At 39.8% G+C, this 23,678-nt stretch carries 19 protein-coding genes and 2 pseudogenes; 19 read left to right on the forward strand and 2 right to left on the reverse strand.

Annotated elements, in window-relative coordinates:
* Positions 1–337 precede the first annotated feature (337 nt).
* From RMY27_RS05155 to RMY27_RS05200, 10 genes are all read left to right on the forward strand, one after another.
* Positions 338–850, forward strand: a complete 513-nt coding sequence (locus RMY27_RS05155) for a DUF2808 domain-containing protein (RefSeq protein WP_322661036.1) — start codon at positions 338–340, stop codon at positions 848–850.
* A gap of 113 nt (positions 851–963) precedes the next feature.
* A complete protein-coding gene (gene rpmH / locus RMY27_RS05160) occupies positions 964–1,098 on the forward strand; it encodes a 50S ribosomal protein L34 (protein ID WP_084227158.1) in 135 nt (44 codons plus the stop codon).
* A 25-nt stretch (positions 1,099–1,123) separates the two neighbouring features.
* Positions 1,124–1,546, forward strand: coding sequence for a ribonuclease P protein component (rnpA, locus tag RMY27_RS05165; RefSeq protein ID WP_322661037.1), 423 nt, complete (start codon positions 1,124–1,126; stop codon positions 1,544–1,546).
* Entirely contained in the window at positions 1,533–1,925 is a 393-nt protein-coding gene (locus RMY27_RS05170) for a PH domain-containing protein (protein ID WP_289798076.1), read from the forward strand. Before rnpA ends, RMY27_RS05170 begins: the two co-directional genes overlap by 14 nt.
* Positions 1,926–2,079: 154 nt before the next feature.
* On the forward strand, positions 2,080–3,231 hold the full coding sequence (yidC, locus tag RMY27_RS05175; protein WP_322661039.1) for a membrane protein insertase YidC: 1,152 nt from the start codon (positions 2,080–2,082) through the stop codon (positions 3,229–3,231).
* Positions 3,228–3,755 (forward strand): protein jag, encoded by a 528-nt coding sequence (locus tag RMY27_RS05180; protein WP_322661041.1) that lies wholly within the window; start codon positions 3,228–3,230, stop codon positions 3,753–3,755. Before yidC ends, RMY27_RS05180 begins: the two co-directional genes overlap by 4 nt.
* 159 nt (positions 3,756–3,914) lie before the next feature.
* Positions 3,915–4,436: a DUF177 domain-containing protein gene (locus tag RMY27_RS05185; RefSeq protein ID WP_322661043.1), complete on the forward strand. Its 522-nt coding sequence runs from the start codon at positions 3,915–3,917 to the stop codon at positions 4,434–4,436.
* Positions 4,437–4,753: 317 nt separating this feature from the next.
* Positions 4,754–6,265, forward strand: a complete 1,512-nt coding sequence (locus RMY27_RS05190) for an AAA family ATPase (protein WP_322661045.1) — start codon at positions 4,754–4,756, stop codon at positions 6,263–6,265.
* Positions 6,266–6,555: 290 nt separating this feature from the next.
* Complete coding sequence (locus tag RMY27_RS05195; protein WP_322661119.1) at positions 6,556–7,065, forward strand: SH3 domain-containing protein; 510 nt, start codon at positions 6,556–6,558, stop codon at positions 7,063–7,065.
* A gap of 245 nt (positions 7,066–7,310) precedes the next feature.
* Complete coding sequence (locus RMY27_RS05200; protein WP_322661047.1) at positions 7,311–8,732, forward strand: peptidoglycan-binding protein; 1,422 nt, start codon at positions 7,311–7,313, stop codon at positions 8,730–8,732.
* On the opposite strand, the gene RMY27_RS05205 is transcribed toward RMY27_RS05200, so the two are convergent.
* Together RMY27_RS05205 and RMY27_RS05210 are read right to left on the reverse strand one after the other, a co-directional pair.
* Entirely contained in the window at positions 8,729–11,755 is a 3,027-nt protein-coding gene (locus RMY27_RS05205; RefSeq protein WP_322661049.1) for an SMC family ATPase, read from the reverse strand. The genes RMY27_RS05200 and RMY27_RS05205 overlap by 4 nt on opposite strands.
* Before the next feature lie 354 nt (positions 11,756–12,109).
* Positions 12,110–12,304 carry a hypothetical protein gene (locus RMY27_RS05210; protein ID WP_094350888.1) on the reverse strand — a complete coding sequence of 65 codons (195 nt, stop codon included), beginning with the start codon at positions 12,302–12,304 and terminating at the stop codon, positions 12,110–12,112.
* A gap of 162 nt (positions 12,305–12,466) precedes the next feature.
* Here RMY27_RS05210 and RMY27_RS05215 point away from each other — a divergent pair, with 162 nt between their 5' ends.
* The 9 genes and pseudogenes from RMY27_RS05215 (at position 12,467) to RMY27_RS05250 (ending at position 23,676) form a co-directional block, all read left to right on the forward strand.
* Positions 12,467–14,041, forward strand: a complete 1,575-nt coding sequence (locus tag RMY27_RS05215) for a hypothetical protein (RefSeq protein ID WP_322661053.1) — start codon at positions 12,467–12,469, stop codon at positions 14,039–14,041.
* Between the two features lie 75 nt (positions 14,042–14,116).
* Positions 14,117–14,260, forward strand: a complete 144-nt coding sequence (locus RMY27_RS05220; RefSeq protein ID WP_322661054.1) for an NACHT C-terminal helical domain 2-containing protein — start codon at positions 14,117–14,119, stop codon at positions 14,258–14,260.
* A 157-nt stretch (positions 14,261–14,417) separates the two neighbouring features.
* Positions 14,418–14,561, forward strand: coding sequence for a hypothetical protein (locus RMY27_RS05225; RefSeq protein WP_322661056.1), 144 nt, complete (start codon positions 14,418–14,420; stop codon positions 14,559–14,561).
* Between the two features lie 109 nt (positions 14,562–14,670).
* Positions 14,671–15,390 carry a conjugal transfer protein TrbI gene (locus RMY27_RS05230; RefSeq protein ID WP_322661058.1) on the forward strand — a complete coding sequence of 240 codons (720 nt, stop codon included), beginning with the start codon at positions 14,671–14,673 and terminating at the stop codon, positions 15,388–15,390.
* 788 nt (positions 15,391–16,178) lie between these two features.
* Positions 16,179–16,748: pseudogene (locus RMY27_RS35435) on the forward strand (right-handed parallel beta-helix repeat-containing protein); the annotation flags it as partial.
* 273 nt (positions 16,749–17,021) lie between these two features.
* Positions 17,022–17,663: pseudogene (locus RMY27_RS05235) on the forward strand (S-layer homology domain-containing protein); the annotation flags it as partial.
* Positions 17,664–18,079: 416 nt separating this feature from the next.
* Entirely contained in the window at positions 18,080–19,321 is a 1,242-nt protein-coding gene (locus RMY27_RS05240) for an S-layer homology domain-containing protein (RefSeq protein ID WP_322661061.1), read from the forward strand.
* Between the two features lie 881 nt (positions 19,322–20,202).
* Positions 20,203–20,943, forward strand: a complete 741-nt coding sequence (locus RMY27_RS05245) for a hypothetical protein (protein WP_322661063.1) — start codon at positions 20,203–20,205, stop codon at positions 20,941–20,943.
* Between the two features lie 6 nt (positions 20,944–20,949).
* On the forward strand, positions 20,950–23,676 hold the full coding sequence (locus RMY27_RS05250; RefSeq protein WP_322661065.1) for a protein kinase domain-containing protein: 2,727 nt from the start codon (positions 20,950–20,952) through the stop codon (positions 23,674–23,676).
* The last annotated feature ends 2 nt before the right edge of the window (positions 23,677–23,678 follow it).

A 23,678-nucleotide genomic window follows, 5' to 3' on the forward strand; every position in this document is an offset into this window, starting at 1 on the left:
ATGGCACACCTCAATTTTTATAACAAAATTCTCAAATTTAGATACACTTATACATATTTAGAAACACAATCCCACCCTTAACTGTGTTTATATCTAGTTCAAATTTGACCCAACTTGGGAATCAAATCATGGCTACACAAGGGTAATGAAGTAAATTAATATACGGTTGTTTTAATACTAAGTACCTTTACTGTTGCCTAAACTTCAGGCAGGATGGCACTTTTTTTGGGAATTAAACGTCCATTGTCAGGAAGTCAGTAGTAAAGTTTAGTAAAGAATACTAACACACAGTTATTTTTAGATAACAGATTTATATTTTCGTAGAGGAAGCCCAATTATGCGACGTTTACTTTCTGCTTTAGCCGTGACTAGCTTTTTGGTTACTGGATTACCAACCTTGACTTGGGCGCAAAGCTTACCTGGATTTACGCTGTTTAGCGGCGTCAAACAAGAAAATCAGCTACCCTTCCGATTAGATTTTGGGGGACAAGCTAATGGTTGGGATCGATACATATTAAGGATTCCAGCCAAAAGAATGAAATTGGCAGTTGGTCAATTTGCCATTAACTACCCTGATTATTACAAAGGAACTTTTGACCAGAAAAAAATTGAAGTCCGAGTCAAAGGCAAAGCAGTACCGCTTTCTGAGGTGAAGTGGGACAAAGAAGGTAAACTGATTAATATTTTTCCTCAAGAGCCAGTACCAGCAGGTAGTGCAGTCGAGGTAGTGTTATCTAACGTGAAAAACCCATCCTTCGGCGGAGTTTACTATTTTAACTGTCAAGTACTCTCCCCTGGCGATGTGCCACTACTACGCTACATGGGAACATGGATTTTGAGCATTAATTAAGAATCGGGAGTAGGGAGTGGGGATATAACCAATCGGCGATTCCCAATTCCCTAACAAAGTGATAAAATTAGAGATTGTGAGTTTTTATAAAAATCACCTAAGAGGAGAAGAGTATGAAAAGAACACTGGGCGGTACTAGCCGTAAGAGAAAAAGAACCTCTGGTTTTCGCGCCAGGATGCGGACACCAGACGGCAGAAACGTGATTAGCGCCAGAAGAAAAAAAGGCCGTCACCGTCTGGCTGTTTAGGGCATATCAAGCTAAAAGAGCATCTGTGGCTTTGCCCAAAGCAAATCGGCTAAAATCCCGAAAGGATTTCCAGGCAGTTTTCCGGGAAGGAATTCGGCGTCATGGCTCTTATTTAACATTGAGAGCCTTAAAGCCTTTGTGTTCAATGAAACCTTCTTTGGACACTGCCAGCCAGACTACACAAGCAACTGACTCAAAGCTCCTTGCTAGCACGCGGATTGGTATTTCAATTAGCACGAAAGTCAGCAAAAGGGCAGTGGTTCGCAACCGAATCAAACGGCAAATTACTGCTGCTTTATACAACTTGCTGCCAAAATTATCACCAGGATGGCGGTTAGTATTCATTGTCAAACCTACAGCAGCAGAATCTAAGTGCGTAAGCCGACAATTTCTGCAAGAATTAGAGCAGTTGTTGGCACAAGCTGAGGTGTTCGATGGGAATTCGTGAAGATGTTTATTATGAAGGTGGCCCCCATGTTGGGGATTTAATTGTCAACCTGCTGATTGGGCTAACCATTGTCGGGCTACCATTAGCAGTTGGAGCAATTGTCAGGGCATTGTGGCTGCGTTTCCGCATCACCGATCGCCGAATTACTGTGATTGGAGGTTGGCAGGGACGCGATCGCACTGACGTAATTTACTCAGAAATTGTCAAAATCGTCAAAGTTCCCCGTGGCATTGGCTTTTGGGGAGATATGGCGATCACCCTAAAAAACGGCAGTCGTCTGGAATTGCGTGCAATTCCCAATTTTCGGGAAGTCTATGACTACATAAACGAAAGAATTGCTGCGAAAAATCCCGAATTTAGCGCCACTGCCAATCAGTGATGGCAGCAGGGGAAGATGAGGAAAATGAACCAATGCCCAATTCCCAATGCTCCATTTAAATGTGCGGCTATCCGTAGCGAAAGATAGTCGCCGACAAATCATGATTTAGATAAATTAGATTCAGTTTACAGTACCTCAGGTTGAATTCAGAATAATGGATTTTGGTATCGGCTTTCTCTCGAACAACGTGATGCTGCCAATCATAGATTTCTTCTATGGTATTGTGCCTAGCTACGGATTAGCGATCGTTGCTTTGACCCTGATAGTCCGCTTCGCGCTCTATCCCCTGAGTGCTGGCTCAATTCGCAATATGCGGAAAATGCGAATTGTACAACCTCTGATGCAGAAGCGGATGGCAGAAATTAAAGAGCGCTATAAGGACGATCCGCAAAAGCAGCAGGAGGAAATGGTTAATGTCCAAAAAGAATTTGGCAACCCTTTGGCAGGCTGCTTTCCATTACTAGTGCAAATGCCAGTCTTGTTAGCGCTGTTTGCTACTTTGCGGGGTTCGCCTTTTGCAAGTGCGAACTATAGCGTTAACCTGCAAATTCTTCCTGCAGAACAAATCGAACAAATTCAACCACAAGCCTTTGCCACTGCTCCTCAAAATATTTACATTGCAGATGGGGAACACGTTAAAGTAGCTGCCATTATTCCCAGCGGAAATAAATTAGCGGTGGGAGAACAAACAAAGATACAGTATCAGACTGTTGAAGGTAAACCATTTCAGGTACTCTTAGCAGAACACCCAGAAAATAAACTGATTCCTGATTGGAAAATTACCAAGGGTGAAGATAGGATAAAAATTGATGCCGAGGGCAATGTAGAAGCCTTGCAACCAGGAGATGTCACCATTCAAGGAACAATTCCTGGATTAGCAGCAGAAAAAGGCTTTCTATTTATTGATGCTTTAGGCAGGGTTGGCGCACAAGATGCAGATGGCACAATCCACTGGGATATTGTCGCCATGATCGTTTTCTTTGGAATCAGCCTTTATGTTAGCCAAATGCTTTCCGGGCAAAATTCCAGTGGTGGCAATCCGCAGCAGGATACAGTTAACAAAATCACCCCCGTTATCTTTTCTGGGATGTTCTTGTTCTTCCCCCTACCAGCCGGGGTGCTGATGTATATGGTGATTGGTAATATTTTCCAAACCGCCCAAACTTATCTTCTCTCTCGCGAACCTCTACCGGAGGAACTGCAAAAAATTGTAGAAACCCAGGAGAAAGAAGCAGCAGTCACAGAACAAAAAGCATTACCATTTGAACCAAAAAGTCCTAAGAAAAAGGCGACAGGGGGATCATGAGCGACATTCCGATGCAGCGAGGTCAGCAGTGGTTAAAAACCCTGCTGGAACTCACTGGAATACCTGCTGAGATTCAGGGTCATTTAGAAACTGCCCAATCTCAAGACGGCGATTCTCCAGAACCAGATAACTACTGGTTGACTATTGACCAAACCAATTTGACATCAGAACAAATCCAGGTGTTAATTGGTGCTGATGGTTCTGTGTTAGATGCGATTCAGTATCTCGCAAATTCGGTTCTAAACCTTAGCCAACCCCCGGAAGAACAAGCCTCTTACACCATTGAGTTAAATGGCTACCGGGTCAAAAGAGAAGCCGAAATTCGCGCATTAGCAGAAGCAGTAGCCGATGAAGTGCGCTTTTCTGGTAGAGAAGTGGAAATCAAATCTCTTAGTTCTGCTGAACGGCGTCAAGTTCATACCTTCTTAAAGGAATTTGGAGATTTAGAAACCTTCAGTCGCGGTAAAGAGCCACATCGCCATCTGGTTGTCTGTCCAGCTTCGTTGGAAGGAGTTAGGAGTTAGGAGTTAAGAGTTATGAGTTTGGAGTTAATTGAAAACTCATAACCATACCATATATAATTTCAAAATTTCTCTTGTTCTTAAGAGATAAAATAAAAATTCAATATCAGTATAGTCGCTGGTAATCAAGATAAATTTCAGTGAGGATGTCTCACAAATCCTATGGACGCAGTTTATATTCCGCAGCTAACTCAAGCCCCGGAGCGGACAGAGGAAGTTCAGGTTAATGAATTTCTGCCTGGTCTGGAAACTTTGACACCAGTTCGCGGCTACGTGCGCGTACAGCATCATGGTAATTACTTACAAGTATCTAGTCAAGCAGAAACAATTATTACCTGTACCTGCAACCGCTGCTTGCAGCAATACAATCATCGTTTAGGGCTTGATACGAAAGAAATCATCTGGTTAGACGAAACGGTAAATCAGGCAAATGACTTGCCCTTAGAAAGGGAAGTAGTCATGGAAGATTTGTTGGAAAGTTTACCGCCTGATGGTTATTTTTATCCAAACGAATGGCTGTATGAGCAGATGTGCTTGGCAGTACCACAACGGCAACTGTGCGATCGCAATTGTCCAGGTATTGCTGTAAGTAGTACAGTAGATAATTCTGATGATATTCCTGAAACTCCAATTGATAACCGTTGGGCTTCTCTGGAAGCACTGAAAAGGCAACTTCCAGGATAGTAACGTATCTATTACTTTACTCAGTTAATTTATGAGATTTATGTAGAACCCGATTTCTTGAAGAAGTCGGGTTTCTAGTTTACAGCTATTTTTCAGGTAGATAGACATGTCATAGGGGCGCAAGGCCTTGCGCCCCTATGACAGATGTGGTTTAAATACATGATTTTTGTTGTAAAAGAGCGATCACCTTTAAAAAATATCTCACATAGAGCGATCGCACTGATAACCGCTATGAACTGGTAGATGTTGGTTTTTTAGTTGTGAGAGGCGATACAAACCTGAACAATGAGAGAAGAACTAATAACCACAGTTACATTATGAACTTCCGTGAAGAGTTTAAACTGCTCCTACGTGCCCGCTACCCTTTGATTTATATTCCCACATACGAAGAGGAGCGGGTAGAAGCAGCTATCCGGGAAGAAGCCACCAACCAGGGTAATCGCCCAGTGTATACTTGGGATTTTGTCGATGGCTACCAAGGAAACCCCAATGATGTTGGGTTTGGACGACGTAACCCGTTACAAGCTTTAGAATTTATCGAAAAATTACCAGCTTCCGCGCCTGCGGTATTGATTTTACGAGATTATCATCGCTTTTTAGATGATGTAGCGATCGCTCGCAAACTCCGCAACCTGTCGCGACTCCTCAAATCGCAACCAAAAAATATTGTCCTATTGTCACCACGCATCGCCATCCCTGACGATTTAACCGAAGTGCTGACAGTCGTCGAGTTTCCCTTACCCGCCGCGCCAGAAATTAGAACTGAGATAGAACGCTTACTACAAGGTACTAGTAACTCCCTTGCTGGCAAACTTTTAGATGATTTGGTGCTATCTTGTCAAGGGCTTTCGATGGAACGAATTCGCCGGGTTTTGGCAAGAGCGATCGCAACCCACGGAGAATTGCGACCAGAAGATGTGGATCTGGTTTTGGAGGAAAAACGCCAAACTATCCGCCAAACCCAAATCCTGGACTTCTATCCTGCCACTGAGCAAATTTCTGATATTGGCGGACTGGATAACTTGAAAGATTGGTTGATTCGGCGGGGAGGTTCATTTACAGATCGAGCGCGACAGTACGGATTACCGCACCCCCGTGGTTTAATGTTGGTGGGTATTCAGGGGACTGGTAAATCGTTAACGGCAAAAGCGATCGCTCATCATTGGCATTTACCCCTGCTACGTTTGGATGTGGGAAGGTTATTTGGTGGTTTGGTGGGTGAATCAGAATCTCGAACTCGCCAAATGATCCAAGTAGCTGAAGCTTTAGCTCCCTGTATTTTGTGGATTGATGAAATAGATAAAGCCTTTGCCGGACTTGGTAGTAAAGGTGATGCCGGAACAGCTAGCCGTGTGTTTGGTACTTTTATTACCTGGCTAGCCGAAAAAACCTCACCCGTGTTTGTCGTCGCCACCGCCAACGACATCCAAGCCTTACCGCCGGAAATGCTCCGCAAGGGGCGATTTGATGAAATTTTCTTTGTGGGTTTGCCCACCCAAGAAGAGAGAAAAGCAATTTATGATGTTCATTTATCCCGACTGCGCCCCCATAACTTGAAAAGTTATGACATCGAAAGGTTAGCTTATGAAACGCCCGATTTTTCTGGGGCCGAGATTGAGCAAACTTTAATTGAAGCGATGCATATTGGATTTAGCCAAAACCGCGACTTTGCTACCGACGACATTTTAGAAGCAGCCAGTCAGATCATACCCTTAGCACGAACTGCTGTAGAGCAAATTCAGCAACTCCAAGAATGGGCTGCTGCTGGGAGAGCGCGTTTAGCATCTAAACACAGTCCTTTGAGCGAACGCCTCCGGCGCACTACGTGAATCCAAAAAAATGTAGAGGCGTAGCACTTCTATGTCTCTACAAGGATTCTGGATAACGCATATTTAATTTCACCAGATGTCTATTCAGCATAGCTACAATAATCAGTTAGTCAAAAGTCAATAGTTAATGATGAATTATTATGGACTATTGATTCTTATACTGATGGGTTACTTGTTTCTTTACTCGTAACCCTTGAGAGCCAGTTCAACACCGCTCCCCTCAATGGGGGGAAAATACGCACATGACTGGCTCACCTTCACCCTTGACTCTTGATAATCAGGTTTTAATTATGTTGTCTGGCTTAACAAAGTTTATACTGGGGTTTTTCTTAGCGATCGCTGTGCTAATAGGTGGCGGTGCCGCAATTGCACTCTATTTTATGAATCGTACTGGCATAGCCCCTGCCAAACCCATTTATTCCAATGATAGTCCTTCGGTGAAAGCCCAAGCTCCTAAAAAAACTGAGCCTGGAGAAAGTAAGCCCGCTCTTACACCTGGGACATCTCCTCAATCGTCTCCAAGCCCAACCTCTACTCCTACAGAATCACCAAAGGCTACCCCATCATCAAAACCATTACCATCGGGAGCTTACCGAGGACGTGTTAGTTGGGCTGAAGGCTTGAGTTTGCGATCGCAACCAAATCAAGAAGCTGAAAAGATTGGTGGAGTTACTTTTAATCAAAAAATTATTATTTTGTCAGAAAGCGAGGATAAAGCTTGGCAAAAGATCCGTTTGGAAGGTAGCGAACAAGAAGGTTGGGTGAAAGCAGGTAATACTGAAAAAGTTGATGAACAATAGGCATGGGGCATGGGGCATTAGGAGTGCTGAGTGCTGTTAGCGGAAGCGGGGCGTTTAGCCCGTGCTGAGTTAGGAGTTAAGAGTTAGGAGTTTTGTTTACCCCCTTGTCCTCTTGTCCCCCTATCTCCCTCATCTCCCCACTCTCTGCTTCCCAGGACACTTACTTGTAAAGAATCATACGAAAAGTAATTATTACACATAGTAAGTGGTATACTTTTTTATATTCATTAACTTGAAAAAAGCAAGTGAAAACAGGGGTAGCTAGCCATTTAATCAAGCTTGCCTCAGTCTACGAGGCATCCGAAAACATCAAGGTTGTTCCTATCGTAGTTAATTTTAAATTTTTAAATTGGAAAAAGTTATCGACTAGTGCTGCAATGCGTCTTTTGTCTGTGGCTCTAATTACAGGGCTTCTGAGTATTGCTGGAGAAGCTTTAGCACTTCAGAAAATAGGAAGTAATGGGCCTGAAGTTAGCAGTAGCCAGAGATGTTTAAAAAAGTTAGGCTATTTTAACGGCCCAGTGACAGGTAAGTTTGCTAGCTTGACTCAAAATGCTGTGATTAAATTCCAGCAAGCCAATAGAATATCGGCTGATGGAGTTGTGGGTGCTAGTACTCAACGAGCCTTGCAACGAGCGTGTCAAAGTAGAAGTTCTAATAGAAGTATCGGTGGCGCATCGCGAGCGCCAGTTGGTCAATATCCTACTCTTTCTCAAGGCAAAACTGGTGCAGCCGTCACAAGATTACAACAGCGTCTACGGCAATTAGGCTACTTTAATACTAATCCCACTGGGAATTTTGGACGAATTACTAAAGATGCTGTAATTGCATTCCAGCGAAGTTATCGCATAACTGCTAACGGGATTGTGAATCGACAAACTTGGAACGCACTAATGGGTTCCTCTCCGACTCCAGGAAGATCGAGTCTTTCCACTCAACAAGTCAGAGAACTGCAAGTGCGTTTGCGGCAGCTAGGTTATTTAAATGCTGATGCCACTGGGAATGTTGGCCCAATGACTAGAGAAGCTGTAATTGCATTCCAGCGAAATAATGGATTACCTGTTGATGGCATTGCTAATGCCCTAGTTTTGGACTCAGTGCGTAGAGTCTCTACAGGTGGTATTCAACAACCAGGCAGAAATTATCTAACTGTAGGCGATCGCGGAGAAAATGTCAGAGTAGTTCAAGAGCGTTTGGTGCAGTTGGGTTTCTCTAATGCTAATCCTGATGGACTTTTCAACGATTACACCAGACAATCTGTGGTTGCATTCCAGCAATATTCTCGAATTAATTCTACTGGAAATGTAGATTGGCAAACTTGGGAAGCATTGGGGTTAAATGGTTCAACTGGGGGTAATTATACTCAAAATAATGATTATGTATTAGCTGACACTAACCGCTATGCATTACCTCCTGCAAATGATTATGTAGTACCTGTTACCAATGGCAATACATTAGTTGCCAATAATCCTTACAGAGTAATAATTCCAATTTCCAGTAATGATACTCTGAGTAAAGTGCAACAATATATACCCAGCGCTGTCGCGGAGCAATCCAATCTAGGGGATTATGTGAATGCTGGAGCATTTAGCGATCGCGCCCAAGCAGAAACACTAACCAAAAAGCTTCGCTCATTAGGTCTGGATGCACGGGTAAAATACAATTAAATTGACAAACTCAACTGCGAACCTTGTTGAGTTTTATTCACTTCAATCCTGGCTTGGAAGGCTTCTTTGAGGTGGGGCATGTGGGTAACGGTGAGAATGCAAGCAAAATCGGAAGCGATCGCATTAATCGCAGCAATCAAGCGATCGCATCCTTCAGCATCCTGTGTACCAAAACCTTCATCCACAATCAACAATTGCAACGCCGCTCCCGCCCGTTGCGCTAATAATTTCGCCAAAGCTAAACGGATGGCAAAGTTAATTCTAAATGCTTCACCACCAGAGTAAGTTTCATAAGCTCGTGTTCCTCTAGAATCGGCAATTAAAATATCTAGAGTGTCTATCAGTTTGGCATTTTTCTTAGTTGATTTAGCACTGCGTCCAGCTTTTTGAGTAATAAATTGTACATGAAATTGATTTCCACTCAACCGCGAAAGTAGTTGATTTGTCTCAGCTTCAAGTTGCGGTAAGACATTTTCAATCATCAATGCTTGGATACCATTTTTACCAAATGCTTGCGCTAATTCCTGATAAACTCGATATTCTTGCTTGCAAGCTTGTAGTTGCTGCTGCTGTTGTTCGTACTGAATTTGCAGCGTTTCGAGTTGATGCGCCAGCTGTTCTAAACGCCCTAACTTTGTAATTTGCTCATCAAGTTGCCGTCTGCGGATTGCTAACTGCTGCTCTAGAGCTTGAATTTGGGCAGAGGGGTTAGCTGTTGCTTGTAGTTGCTGAATAATGCTTTCGATTTGTCCGCCGAGTTTTTGCCGCTCGGTTAATCTGGCGCTTCTGGATTCCTCTAACTCTTGCAATCTCGTCTGGAGTTGGGGATACTGCTGCTGGGCTGATAACAGTTGTTGATACCGCAAATGCCAAGATTGAGCTTTCTTTGCAGCTATACGCAAATTGTTGTGCTGCTCAGAACTGTAGCCAATTTCAGTAATGTGACGCTCAAGAGCCGCGATTTGTTTAGCACATTCAGAATCAATCTGATCTTGTTGGATTCTGGCTTGTAATTGGGCAATTTGGGATTGTAATTCTGGTTTTCGGGCTAATAGTTGCGCTTGTCGCTTAGTCGCATCTTTAATTTGCCCTTGTTTAATTTCTGCCCATCGCCACCGTTCAACTTCACTCCGGGCGAGGGCGTGGTCTTGTTCATTATAATTAACTTGTTGCAGATATTGGTCTAACTGCCGGAGTTCGGCTTGTTTATCGGGAGCGTAGTCACCAGCTTGGAGCGATCGCTCTAAATGCTGTTTTTCAGCAGCAATTTGTTGTAACTGTTGTTGAACATCAGTTGTCGCTTCTAACTGGGCTGCTAACTGTCCCCGCTGTTCGCGTAAACCATCATAGCCCGCCAATTGTTGGGATATATCGCGATATTCCTGCCTAAGTACCTGAATTTCTCGGTCAGATACAGCCATTTGTTCTCGCACTACCCAAAACTGCCCTTGAGTATCCTCTAACTCACTTTGGGTTTTTTCCACTACCCGACTCCAGTGATGTTCGTCTAAAGGACGCTCACATAATGGACAAAGTGCTTCAGGATTTTGGAGCATTTGTAATTTCTGCTCTAATTCTCCCAGCAGTTTTTCATAATCCCGTTGATGAGCTTGCAGACGTTCGATAAAGTGCCGCCTTTCTTGCCCTTTTTCTTGAACTCGTTGTAGATAAACCCGCTTTTTCTCCAGTTCCTCAATCTGGATTGCTACATCCATCACTGCTTGTTGCAGTTGCGGTTGGCGGCGGTGCTGGCGTTGCAATTGGTTTTCAGTATTTTGGAGTTGTTCGAGTCGCGCTACCAAACCAGCATGAGTGCGATCAAGTTGACTTTGTAAAGTTGATCGTTGTTGCAACAAGGGAGTCACTTGCATTTGCAGTTGATCTAAACGAGCAACATGGTGACGGGCTGCGGTTAGCTGTGACAAAGCAGCTTCTACTTCACCTGATTTAGTCAGAGTTTGCTGAATGTCTCGCTCTTGTTGCTGCAAAGCTTCTAGCTGCGCTTGGGCTTGTTGCAGTTGCCGTTCGATTTCGTGAATTTGTTTGGTAAGCTGTTGTTGCTTTTGTTGGCGATTCTGCCCAGCGCGGGTGTATTCTTCAAATTTGACAGCAAAAGCTTCTTCTTGAGATTGAAGACTTTGATATTGGGCGTATCCAGCTTTAATTTCAGCTTCTTGGTGTAATATTTTTTCTAAATCTGATAGCTGAGAGCCAATAGCTGATTGTTCTTGTTGGAGGCGATCGCAGTCTTGGGTAAGATTTTGGTATTGCTGCTTTATAAAATTAAGTTGTTGTTCCCAATTTTGGCGCTGGTGCTGGACAACTTGCAAACTTTGTAATTGAATATTATCAAAAGCTTGCACCTGTTGCAGTTGGTTGAGTTCGGCTTCTAACTCTACTCTTTGCGCTTGGGTGATTTCGCGTTGTTGCAGCTGAATTTTTATCGACTCCAAAGAACGCTCTAACTCCACTGCCCGCGCTTTGAACTGACGAGAAGATTCCTTTGCCCGTTCTTCTAAATCATCATACTGATTGAGTTTCAACAACTCCGCTAAAATTTCTTTGCGTTCTGTGGGACGCTTGAGCATGAACTCATCTGCACGACCTTGACGTAAATAGGCAGAATTAATAAATGTATCGTAATCAAGCTTGATGTGTTCTAAAATCAAATCCTGTGTTGCTCTTACCCCTTTGCAAGTGAGTGAGCGAAACCCAGATGGTATTTCTATTTGAAATTCAAGAACGCTAGTACCTCCCCGAATTCGAGTACGAATTACCCGATATTTTTGCTGGTTACTTTGGAAAGTAAAATCAACCCGAACTTCTTTTGCACCAGAATAGATGACATCATCTTCAGCAGTGGCGCGGCTTTCACCCCAAATTGCCCAAGTGATTGCTTCTAAAAGGGAGGATTTACCCGCACCATTGGAACCACAAATACAAGCCGTATGCAAACCGCCAAAATCTAAAGTTGCATCACGGTAACTAAGGAAGTTTTTGAGGATAAGTTGTACTGGGATCATTCACGCTATAGCGCCACATCTATTTTTAATAAATAACAGTACAGATGCACTGTTTGTTAGTTTAGCTATCTAGATATCAGGTTTCTAGTCTTGAAGACATCAATTTTACAAAAATTTACAATACTATCAGTCAATTTTTCTTATTGCATGAAAAACTTTTACTGTCTTCGGAGAAAAATGAAACTTTCCAGGAGACTTTTGTTATTTCTTTCTGTTGTCTGAGAAGAAAACATTATTTTTTGATTTGTGAGAATTGAAAGTTACAGATCCCTGACTTTGCAAAGAAGTCGGGGAGCTTGTTTCTTGGGAATTATTTAGGATTGTTATTGGCTAGTTGCGTAGGCGTAGCTCGTCTTAGACATCGCGATCGCTTGACCTTGACCGAGGTATCAACAATCCAATGTATGTACCGACAGCAAATTTGGTTAAATCGAGAAATGGAGGGCGGCTCTTCTCATCGATAACTGCAAGAGTGAGAGAACCAATTACCATAATCAGCGTTACAACAGCCAGCACTTCATCTCTTGAAGGAAATTTCTTAGATAACATCGACTCACTCCCAAATCGTTTGAATCACTACATCCATACTTTGACAGGTGAGTGTTTGTTGTAGGCTTAAATACAAGTTTGTGATATGAGTGAGTTGTGTATGCGGTGAGCATGAATAGCCAAATTGGCAGTTAGAATCAGCAAAAGTGTAATGGTTAGCTTATGTCCGGGCGATCGCTAAGTTCGCTACGAGCTAGTGGATTAGCCACTGCTTTCCAAGTTGGTACTCAAATCAAAGCTGCTGCTGGTAGGCAAAAAGCTATTGATACATGGCTTAATGATTTCTATCTTTCCTCAAATCCATATGTTTTTGCTACACTCTATACCGAACCGATAATGGACTTTTTGAAGATGTTAGAACTGCAAGAATTTTTACTATCTCTTAACTTTTCAAAAATTTTATTCAAAAGTGACATGAATAAAAAATTTTGCAAACCAATTAAATTTTTTATTTCTACCACCGTATTGACTTTAACAACGATAGGAATTAACTCTGCACATGCAGCGCTAATAGGCAATCCTATTAAACTATCAGAAGGAACAGGATATGCATCCGATCCATCCTTAGCTTACAACAGTATTGAGCAAGAGTATATAGCTGTATGGGCTTATATAGAGTCTTCCCAACAAGTTTTGGTATCACAGAGGTTCTCCACTACAGGTTCTTTAATTGAGGGAAACATCAACTTATCTCGTCGATATTTAGGTAGTCAATTTCAGCCAGTTATTGCTTATAACAGTACTGATAATCAATACTTAGTGAGTTTTCAAGTTCAAGGAGACCCAATTTTCCCTTATAACAACTCTGTAGGTCAACTACTAACAGCAGACAGCAAGTTCATTGGAGACAATTTTTTAATCAGTAGTGCAGGGCAAGAAATTAGTCTACTTTATAATCCTGAAGTTAACCAATACTTCCAGACAGCTAGAGCCTTCGAGCCAGCTAACAGAATCTTGGGGCAGCGAATTAAATCGGATGGAACCTTAATTAATTCTAATATTCGTCTTGATGCTTCTGGTGACAGCGCTCCCAATGGACAGGTTGCATTAGACAGTGTTAATAACCAATACTTAGCAACCTGGCGTGAGCAAGGAAGTTCTCCCAAATTTACGGTACAAGGTCGTTTTATTAATGCAGACGGTAGACTAATAAGCGAACAACTTGAAATTGTACCGCCACCAGATTTTAAATCTGGGGCAACGCCTCTAAGTCCTATCAGAACAATTTTTAACCCTATTAGTAAACAATTTCTCATTATTTATAGGAATTTTGAATATCCACAAATCCGTGGTCGGTTTCTTGATAAGAGTGGGACAATAATAGGCAGTGAGATTATTGTCAGTAGCAATGTATCTTATGAGTTTTTGTCTGTTGCTTTTAACGAAACATTACAAACTTATCTACTTGCATGGATAAACGAATCTGGCTTAGTTGGGCAGTTTATTGGTACATCAGGCAATCTAATCAGTGATCCCTTCACCATTGCTTCAGAAGGAAATCAAATCTACGATTTTTCAATTGTTCCTAATAATGATTCAGCAGAATTTGTAATAGCTTGGCAGACACAAGGTAGCCAAAAAGGTCAAGCAGGTATCTTCGCTCAACGTATTAATACATCTTCTTCCTCCATTCCTGAACCGTCTACTATTCTTGGTATAGGTATAATCCTTGCAGCTCTACCAGTGCTGAAAAATAAGTATGCTATGAGAAACAAGAAGGCTTTGGCAAAAGTTTGATAATCTGAAGTGCCTATATAGCGTTTTCTAAGCAACTGAGGTACACCCAAATCTTTGTTATCGAGGTTAGTAGCTTTGAAAAAGTACCTCACCAGTCCGGAAACTGCTATATCTTGTTTAAATAGCGATTGTTATGTCAACCATGAAATTCGACAGCAAATAGAAGATACTTTGTTATTAACGATCGCAGAGATTAAACAGCGTCAGCAGCAATCATAAATACCCATATAATAGATAGTGAATTATTCGTTAAAAAACCGAAAATATTTCACAAATATTCGCAAATAAATCTAGAATGGAAGTAAGAGTTCATAGTCAACCCATTCGCCTCTATTCAATGGCTTATATATGTGGGCATGAGTAATAAAACAGCATTTTGGAACAAAATGATACTCATTTACGTCGTGTAAACCTTTCATCTTTAATTTTAGTAACGCACATTAGCAAAATACAAATTCTGACAAGCGATGTTTATGACGGTTTACGTCTGCGCGATCGCAAAGACTTCCCATCATTATAAGTACTTTTATCTTCGGAATACGCCTATAGACCGGTTCCAAAACAGTCAGAAACAAACTCAGTGAATCCTCGTCATTAAATACATCACATATACAAAGGATAACCATCTTATGACACGCTTACATCAATGGAAATCTGGAACTGCTGCACTTATGGCAATAGCAGTTACTACAACCGTCATTAGCCCCCTATTCAGCTTGGCTCCTGCTAATGCTCAATACAGAATTGATCAAAACAGAACTGGGCAATACGGAAACGTTACCATTCCTTCTGGAGTTGCTCTTCCTGTCACCTACGAGAAAGAGACAATTACTATTGCTCCTGGAGAAAGTAAATCTCTAACCTTGAGAATAGCGAACGACATTATCGACAGAAATAGAAACGTCTTGATTCCTGCTGGTACGAAAGTAAATGGACGGCTAGAATCTGTTGACTTAGATAGTTATTCCAGAGATACAAGAGATGATGATAACCAAGGAAAAGGTGTACGGTTTGTCGCTCAAGAATTAGAATTTTCTAATGGTCAGCGTCAGTCGATTAATGCAACTTCTCGGACATACACCACAACTCAAAAAGTTAGACAAGGGGCTAACACAAGTCAGGTTTTAACTGACGCAGCTATTGGTGGAGGTGCTGGTCTTTTAGGTTCACTAATTACTGGTAATCGCAAAATTGACGATTTAAAACCTGTTATCGGTGCGGCTGCGGGTGCGGGTGCTAGCGTGCTGTTGCGGAAAAAAGAAGGAAATGCATTTGTCCTCAGACCTGCACAAGATTTGAGACTCACACTGAATTCTAACTTGAATTTAGTACCACGATCCCGCTACTAAATTTAACTTGATTCAAGTTGTGAATTTAATTATCCCTGATATGCGATCGCCACTTTAACTAGAGTGTGCGATCGCCTTTATTTTTAACCTTAAAAACTTCTATTTAACAGCAACTATTAAACCTCTATATCGTCTTAATCAATATCGATATTTGTTGTAATACTTATTTCAAAATTGACTCTATTGTATTCTGTATCCAAAAGAGTATTCAAAATTATGGAATATCCTGATACTTTTGTTAAGTAGTAGCGATCAAGGAGCTTTTTCTTGTGGTAATTCAAGGTTTCGGTTTAAGCACATATCTTGCAATTCCCGTAGTATTAAGTCTTTTGGTTCCGGGAGACAATATAAAAGTATCTTTAGTAGAAAACGTCCGCCAGGTATCCACTAACAACGAAGTGAGCCTATCTAGCCGTGAGCTAATAAGCGCGAATTCAACACCGAAAACATACTATGTTAGTGGTACTGGAAACGACAAGAATAGCGGACTTTCTACTTCATCTGCCTTTAAAACAATTCAAAAAGCAGCAGACCTTACGAACCCTGGCGATACAGTATTGATTATGAACGGAGTATACAGAAATACAGGCAAAGCTGGGAGTGTAGTAAGTATTAAACGTTCTGGAACTGCAAATGCATGGATTAGGTATAAAGCATATCCTGGGCATTTTCCAAAAATTCAGCACAATACATGGAATGGTATCACGATTTCAAATAAAGCTTCATATATCGAGATCAACGGGCTGGAGGTTATAGGAAACAATGCCAATATCACCCTTGATTATGCGATGAGTGAGAAGACTAACAAACAAAACCCACTGACGAATGGAAACTGTATCAACATTGACGGACGAACGAATGGTCATGTTCATCACATTCGTATTCTGAACAACAAAGTGCATGACTGTGGAGGAGCAGGTATTTCAGCGATTCAAGCAGACTATGTGACAATAGATAATAATGTGGTCTTTAATAATGCCTGGTATGGTGTTTATGGTTCTAGTGGGATTTCAATGTTGAATAATTGGAATTCTGACAACAACAAGGGATACAAGATGTTTGTTACCAACAACAAGACCTACAACAATCGTATGTACATCCCTTGGATTGCAGTCGGAAAGATCACAGACGGTAATGGCATTATTATCGATAGTACAAGAAATCAAGACAACTCAAAGCTAGCCCCATATAAAGGACGTACTTTAGTTAAAAACAATCTTGCATTTAATAATGGTGGATCGGGTATTCATGCATTTTTTAGCGACCATGTTGATATTGTCAATAACACAGCTTTTTTAAATAATCAGAGTCCAGAACTTAATGGTGGACAAATATTTGCTCATACCTCATCTGATGTCAGAATTCTCAGGAACATTCTCTATGCTTTTCCTGGGAAAAATATTAATAACAACACTAAAAACAAAAACGTTGTTTATGATTATAATATCTATCTCAATAGCTCTAAAATAACTGCTAAGGGGCCTCACGATATTGTTGCAGACTCAGAGTTTTTAAGTAAGCATCCCACTCTCGAAAAAATATCTGACGATTTGAAATCACAGTTAGATAAACAAAATCCACCAACGCGGACATCTATAGAGGCTAAGTCAGCAGATTTTGTTTGCGTTCCAGTGAATTATCCTTTGCAAGACAAACTCATCAAAGTGGGATGCTCCCCGCTATCTTTAGCTCAAACTGCTTTTTCTGATGTTTCACCTAACTATTGGGCGGCACAATTTATTCAACAATTGTCTCAGCAAGGTGTAATTGCCGGATTTCCCGATGGTAGCTTTCGCCCAGAAGAACCGGTGACACGCGCTCAATTTGCCGCAATGGTTGACAAAGCTTTCCAAAAAGCCCAACAACGGCCAGCAATCAGTTTTGCTGATGTACCCAGTAACTATTGGGCATCCAGCGCGATTAGGCAAGCTTATACCATTGGTTTCTTATCTGGTTATCCTGGAAATCGCTTTGAGCCTAATCAAGCTATTCCCCGCGAACAGGTTTTAGTTTCCCTCGCTAACGGTTTGGAATATAGTCCTAGTGGTAATACCGAAAGCACTTTAAAATACTTCAACGATGCCTCTAATATCGCTAGCTATGCCCGTAGCCCAATCGCCGCAGCAACCCAAAAGCAAATTGTGGTGAATTATCCGAACGTCAAGTTACTGAATCCAACCGCAACTGCTACTCGCGCCCAGGTAGCAGCTTTTATCTACCAAGCATTGGTTAGTTCTAATCAAGCCTCAGCAATTAACTCGCCTTATGTTGTGTTAAAACTTAGCAATTAACTCGCCCTATACAATGGTTGTTGAGTCTACTACTTCAACACCTCTATCAGTCACAATTAGAATCTGTTGACTTAAATAGTTATTCAAGAGGCGATCGCTACTTTAAATAGAGTGTGCGATCGCCTTTACTTTTAGCCATAAAATTTTCTATTTAATAGCAACTATTCTGGCTCTACATCGTCTCACTCAGGATCTATATTTGAGGAACTTTACTAATAGATAATTGTGTGATGACATTGCTTTTATTAGCTAGTTCGTTTGGCATAGATTTTTTTAATTATGGCTGTATGACTAAAGTCATGGTTTTGACAAAAAGCAGAAAAATTAGGAACCTTGTACTTTAGTAAATGTCTAAGTAATTAACAGTAAAAAAATAATATAACTGGAGCAAAAAAATAATGTTTAACTTAAATCGTTGGCAATCTAGAACAGCTGCACTCATGGCTTTTAGCGTCACAGTCGGTACTGTAGCGCCTTTCATTACAGCTTCACCATCTTTAGCTCAAACGACTTTTTCTGATGTTTCATCTAACTATTGGGCGGCACAATTTATTCAACAATTATCTCAACGAGGTGTAATTGCCGGATTTCCTGATGGTAGTTTCCGTCCCGAAGAACCGGTGACACGCGCTCAATTTGCCGCGATGGTCAACAAAGCTTTCCAAAAAGCACAGCAACGCCAGCCAATCAGTTTTGCTGATGTACCTAGCAACTATTGGGCATCCAGCGCAATTCAGCAAGCTTATACCATTGGTTTCTTATCTGGATATCCTGGAAATCGCTTTGAGCCTAATCAAGCTATCCCCCGCCAACAAGTTTTAGTTTCCCTTGCTAACGGTCTGGAATATAGCCCCAGTGGTAATACCGAAAGCACTCTGCAATACTTCAACGATGCCTCTAATATCGCTAGCTATGCCCGTAGCCCGATCGCAGCAGCAACTGAAAAACAAATTGTGGTCAACTATCCGAATGTGAACTTCCTGAATCCAACTGCAACCGCCACTCGCGCTCAGGTAGCAGCTTTTATCTACCAAGCATTGGTTAGTTCTAATCAAGCCTCAGCAATTAACTCACCTTATGTTGTGGCTGTCGGATCTACTACCCCAACACCTACCTCAGTGACAATTGCTCAAGGGACTGCTATTCCTGTGAAGTATGACAAGGCAGAAAAAATTCTCGTTACAAAGGATGAAACCTCGCCCTTGACATTGACAGTATCCCAAAACGTGGTTACGCAAGACGGAGCTGTAGTGATTCCTGCTGGTAGTCAAGTTGTTGGTCAACTCAAACCTGCTACGGGTGGTTCTCAATTCGTTGCTGAAAAACTGGTTTTGACCAGTGGTCAAGAGTATCAGCTGAACGCTACTTCTGACGTTATTACCAAAACTGAAACCGTCAAGAAGGGTACTAGTGTTAGCTCAATTATCAAGAATACTGTATTGGGCGCAGGTGCGGCAACTGCGGTATCTGCTGTCACTGGCGATCGCGCGATCGCCACAGAAGAAGTCTTGGGTGGTGCTGGTATCGGTGCGTTGGTTGGTTTGTTCTTCGGGAAGAATAGTGTTGACTTAATCGCCATTGACCCAAATACCGATTTACAAATGACCATTAATCAAAACTTGTTGGTTTCACTAAGATAGTTATCAGTCCAAAGTTATAACCCACAATCTGTTTGCATAAATTAGACTTCTCCGAAAATGAATGTAGAGCCGTAGCACTGCTACGGCTCTACAAGGGTTTTAGCCAACGAATAATAATTTCTGGAGATATCTATTCTTCTTGGGCTAACAGTTTACTGAAGCTTAATTTTCAATTTGAACAAGAGTAACATAACTTATGGAAGAAAATCATTTAATATTTACACACAAAATATCTCCTAATCCCCGCAATTCGGGGCTTTTAAGATTCTCCACTTTTTTAAGCTTGCTTGGAGGATGGGGTTTCAACTTTTCACTGCCTAAGTCCTGATAATATGCAGAGATTGGTTACGAGTATCTTACCTCAATATATTTTGTAAATTTGGGATACTCTTAAAATTTTTTGCTCTTCAGCGTAAACACATCATAACTTGTAACTCGACTTTAGCCCTCTTTTATATATCTGATGAGAGAATAATAAGATGCTGACCTTGAATCTTTTTAAAAGCCTTGATCGGTAAAGCCAAAAAATCTTTATTTGGAAGCCAGCACGGAAAAACAAGGTTTTAAATATTCTCTAATGAGAGTAATAAAAAAGCGTCCATCTAAAGTTGAATTGTAAGATTAGTGTAAGTGCTGTATATTGTAAGTATGTAGTACTCACGCTATTTTTTGACTTAACTTACCATTTTTATAAAATAAAATTGCTGAAACTAAATTTCAGCAATTATTTTGCGATATTTTTATTAATGAGAGTGATAATAGCGCTTTAGAGGTAAGACAAGACTAATTCTTCTAGGATTTATTAAAAATAATTTTATTAATATTGGTACTTTTGCTCAAGCTCTCAAATTAATTAGGTGTAGAGAAAGGAGATAATGCTTATGAATCAAGAGTTATTAGATATTATTAAATTATTTCAAGGATTTATCCCTCAACTTAAACTTACAGGTGTCGAGAATCTGAATCTAAAACTTGCAGAAAATATCAATACGTCTCTGAATTTTAATTTTGTTATAATAGGTAATCAAAATAAGCCTTTAGCTATAATTAGTCCCAAAAATTCGACAAATAAAAGTTTAGAAAATTCGTTAGAAAATGTAAATGAATCTATTGCTTTTCTTCCAAGTAATACGCCAGAAAAACGGAAAATAGAACCAGGAAGTAACATCAAACTCAATATTCAGAATGTTCCTTTCAGCAGTGGATTACACTTAATCATTAATCAAAGAAATTGGTGGGAGAAAAAAGGAAACCCAGAAGATAAATCAGTGTTAATTGACAATGTTAAATTAATTCCTATACAAGAAAATGAGTGGGCATTGATTAAAACAATTGAAAATGCAGAACAATTTGGGTTATGTTTTAACAAAAACGGGATTCTAGAGTTAGAATTTCCAAGAAATAGCTCCAAACGAGTTATAGATATAAATAATTTATCATTAGAATTCTCGGAAACCTTCCAATTTACAGAGTATAAAGCTAGTGAAATTATAAAGCTGGAAGCAATTCCTGACTTAGTATTCTCAGTAGAGAAAAACATAGTTAAAAGAACAATTTTAATTGAATATAAACCTAAAACCTCCCGTAAAGAATATTTTCTCTTTATTTTAGCTCAGGAGTAAATCACTATGTTCTTAGATAAAGAAGATAACCTTAAACAAGAAGATGAAAAGTATTCGTTTAAAACTTTAGGGGGTAACAGCCAAAATTTTTATTTGACGCTAGATGAAAAAGGGCAGCCTATTAAACTTGGTGACGGCACTTTTGGTATCGTATTTGCAGCCCATGATAGTAATCAAGAAGACAGATTTGCTGTTAAACTTCTTTATGCTCATAAGATCGATCAGTCACGTTTTGACAATGAAATTAAGTCAACACAAGAAATTACACGAGCCAAGGGAGAGAGAAAGATTTTTGGTGTTATCAGGACAGTCGGTTGGACTGATTCATTTCAAGAATCAAATGTATATAAGACACTAAAGGTATTTTTTGAGCCATTAAGAATCTCAAACTATGCTTTAGTAACTGAGAAGTATGATGCAACACTGAAAGACATTTTGGAAAGAGACGGTAAAGAAAATACAGAAGAGGAAAAATCTCAACATACTACTGCTGGGAACCTTACAGGATATGAGATTCTTAGACAGATGACCTTTGAAGATCGTATAGCTAATATACTTCCATATTTAAAAGATATTGCTCAAGGCCTTGTAACTCTTCATAAAGCTGGTTTGTTACACCTCGATATGAAACCTGCAAATATTTTCGTAAACGAAGAGGGTTCTGAAGTTAAGGCTGTGATTGGCGATCTTGGGTTTCTCTTACCAAAAAGAGATCCAATAACTGCATCTTTGCCAATAGCTAATGCCGAGCTACCTCTTGGAACACGTCACTACCGTTCACCAGAACAAAAAGACTATTTTGATATTTGTGATGCAGATATTCAAGTAGACAGCGAAAACCATAAAGTTGAGCTTATTAGTACCGATCCTAAACTTCGTGATTCAATTATTGGAAATAATGATTTTGTAGTTTTTAGTAAGAATAAAGAACAGTATGAAATTGAGTCAATTTATCTTGATGAGAACTCTTCGATACATATTTTTCTTAATGTAAATAATGAGGTTATTAAAAATATTAATAACGACCGTAAAACACAAATTGTATTGTATAAACGACAAGGCATACAAACGGATTTATTTGGTTTGGGAGCTATTTTCTTTGACCTACTTACTTGTGGAGAATCGCCAGAGCGTTTTTATGATAATATTCGAGTAATTTATGATAAAAGCGAGAAGAAAGTTGATGAAATAATGGAAGACTATGAGAAGGTTTTTAGTCTTCAATCTAGTGAACCAAGTTTAGTTCAAGTATTTGAGCCTTTTAAGCTTCATAAAAATTCAACAACATATGCCCCTCGCGAAATTGTTGAAATTATTTTAAAGTGCATACTTTACAAAGCAGGAAATACTTTTTATACCCTTAGTGATGACAATTCTGAGAAAATAGCTGTACAGCTTGTGCTTGATAAAATACTGGAATTGGAGCAGAGCAAAAATTTCGAATTTAGAAGAACAAATAATAGTCTTTATCGCCGCAATTGGGAAAAGGAAAATAATTCACCTACTCCAAGTTTTTTAGAAACACTCAAAGAACTACAGAACTTGGATAAGGATAAATTACCTGCTCGTTTTGTAAGAGGATTTTGGTATTTGGATAAAATATCTGAATTAGTTAATCGCTCTGTGCAATCTTCCGCCTCGCAGAATTCATTCTCATTTAGTGAGTTACATCCGACAAACTTAGTTATCAGAGAGACAAATGGTGAACCAGAAAATCTAACTATCAGGTTTCAGGCATACAAGACAGAAGAGTATTATAAGAAAGATTTAAAAAGTGACTCTGTATATACAAAAATTACTCGTGATATGGGAAATCCTTTTGTCCCAAATTATTTAGCGTTTCTGCGTCGGAAAATTAAAATTAAAACTAAAGAACTAGAGAATCAAAAACACGAATATCAATTTTTAGATTCGTCTTCTTATAGAAAGAATATTGAAAAGGGAGATTGGATTATAATAAAGCCTCAAGATAATACTACAAATGTATTGTTACAAGTTGATTTTTGTGAAGGCTCTAATTTAACTTATAAACACGTCTCATTTCAGGAAGAAAATAAAGATGAAGTATCGAAAATTATAAATAATATTACTAATGCTGAGATAGTAAGGGAAGTTGTTTACTACCAAAATATCGAACCTTGTGTTTATTATTTAAACATGATAGGAATTTATATATATAATATATTTTTTGTAGGCATTGAAAACAATACCTATAGTAAACCAGGAATAAATGATATAATTAATAGTATTTTGACTATGAATAATTCTCTTAAGAATAAGAAGATAAACATAAGAGAACCGTATAACGAACAAAAAAAGAATTTTTTTGACAACATTGGTTTGAGCAAGCAGTCAAAAAATGTAAAAACGTCTAAAATTAAAGAAATTCTTGAAAGAGTTGCTTCTATCTATCTAAAACTGACTATTCCTGAAAGCGAGAATTCCTATTATAATAGTCGTAAAGAAGACAAGGAAAGAATTACTTTACTTCTTCAGGATCTGGAGAAACTCAAGCGTAATATTACTGATTTTATCAATAGCAATGACATGCAAACTGTCCTTCTTAGATCGTATCTTAGTGATGAGTCTCTTGAAAAAATACCAACACTGTCTAAATTAATAAATAATGGCGAGATAGGTGTACCTCTAGAGTTTGATAAGCTAACTTCTTCGCTGATTGAAGTACAGTCAGGTAATATGACAATACGCTTAGATGATATGCTAACTCTTTAAAT

The sequence above is a fragment of the Nostoc sp. DedQUE09 genome (assembly GCF_034530915.1).
Taxonomy (GTDB): Bacteria; Cyanobacteriota; Cyanobacteriia; order Cyanobacteriales; family Nostocaceae; genus Nostoc.